This window comes from Verrucomicrobiia bacterium (genome assembly GCA_035460805.1).
Taxonomy (GTDB): Bacteria; Patescibacteriota; UBA1384; order CAILIB01; family CAILIB01; genus DATHWI01.
The window spans coordinates 1-1,500 of record DATHWI010000129.1 but is presented as its reverse complement, the minus strand read 5'-3'; the positions used below and the strand labels follow the sequence as shown (position 1 = coordinate 1,500).

Annotated in this window: 2 rRNA genes; both read right to left on the bottom strand. The window is 52.9% G+C overall.

The features are described 5' to 3' along the window. Positions 1 to 51: 51 nt before the first annotated feature. Positions 52 to 167 (bottom strand): 5S ribosomal RNA (gene rrf / locus VLA04_05565). Between the two features lie 336 nt (positions 168 to 503). Further along, a 23S ribosomal RNA gene (locus tag VLA04_05560) occupies positions 504 to 1,500 on the bottom strand; the annotation flags it as partial.

Genomic DNA, 1,500 nt, shown 5'->3' with positions numbered 1-1,500 from the left:
TAAAAAGGGCCAGCCCCTCTTCCCTGGTGAAGGGGAAGAGGGGCTGGTGGGGACTGGCGACGACCTACTCTCGCACAACCTAGAGATGCACTACCATCGGCGAGGGAGTGTTTCACTTCCGTGTTCGGGATGGGAACGGGTGGTGCCACGCCTCTAAGGTCACCAGAGTGGGGATTCGGGGATTCCCTGTTCCTACGGGGAGTAGGGGGAAGAGCTCGAAGCCGTGGCTCTGGAGGTGAGAAGTCGTTGGGATGTCGTTGCGTGTGAGCAGACGGACATCGGATTTCAAGAGAACATCGTGGGCTCCCGGTGAGGGGAGCTTTAGAGTTGTTCTCTGAAAACTATAGATAAAGCGGAACATTGGAAAGCTGACGTTGCCGTCAGATTTTGTCTGCGACCCTGAATATTGGGCGATATAAACTTGGGTTAAAATAACGGGGCTTTGCCATTGTCGCAGTTCTAAAGTGCGATTAAGGCGTGGGCCTTGCGTTAAGTGAACTCAAAGATAAAAGCCGATCAGATAATTAGTATCGCTTAGCTGAACACGTTGCCGTGCGTACACTTGCGACCTATCAACGTGGTGGTCTACCACGGTCTTGATGGGGAAATCTCATCTTGGGATAGGCTTGGCGCTTAGATGCTTTCAGCGCTTATCCTTTCCGAACATAGCTACCCGGCGCTGCGTCTGACGACACAACCGGAACACCAGCGGTTCGTCACTCCCGGTCCTCTCGTACTAAGGAGTGAACCCCTCAAATTTCCTGCGCCCACAGCGGATAAGGACCGAACTGTCTCACGACGTTCTGAACCCAGCTCGCGTACCGCTTTAACCGGCGAACAGCCGGACCCTTGGGACCTTCTCCAGCCCCAGGATGCGATGAGCCGACATCGAGGTGCCAAACCAGGCCGTCGATATGAACTCTTGGGCCTGATAAGCCTGTTATCCCCGGCGTACCTTTTGTCCGTTGAGCGATGGCAATTCCACATTCTACCACCGGATCATTTTGTCCTACTTTCGTATCTGTTCGACGTGTGTGTCTCACAGTTAAGCTCCCTTCTACCAATATGCTCGACGCTTGATTACCAACCAAGCTGAGGGAACCTTAGAACTCCTCCGTTACTTTTTGGGAGGAAACCGCCCCAGTCAAACTGACCAGCTGCCATTGTTCTCTATCCGGTTTCACGGCTTAGAGTTAGAGTTTCCATTAAGAAAAGGTGGTGTTTCATTGTCGACTCGGCCTGAACCGAAATCCAGGCTTCAAAGTCTCCCACTTACGCTAAGTATCCCGAACGAAAACACAGTAACAGCCTACAGTAAAGGTGCACGGGGTCTTTCCGTCCTGCTGCGGGTAGGCGGCATCTTCACCGCCACTACAACTTCGCTGAGCACTCCTTGGAGACAGCAGTCAACTCGTTACACGATTCGTGCAGGTCGGAACTTACCCGACAAGGAATTTCGCTACCTTAGGACCGTTATAGTTACGGCCGACATTCACGGGG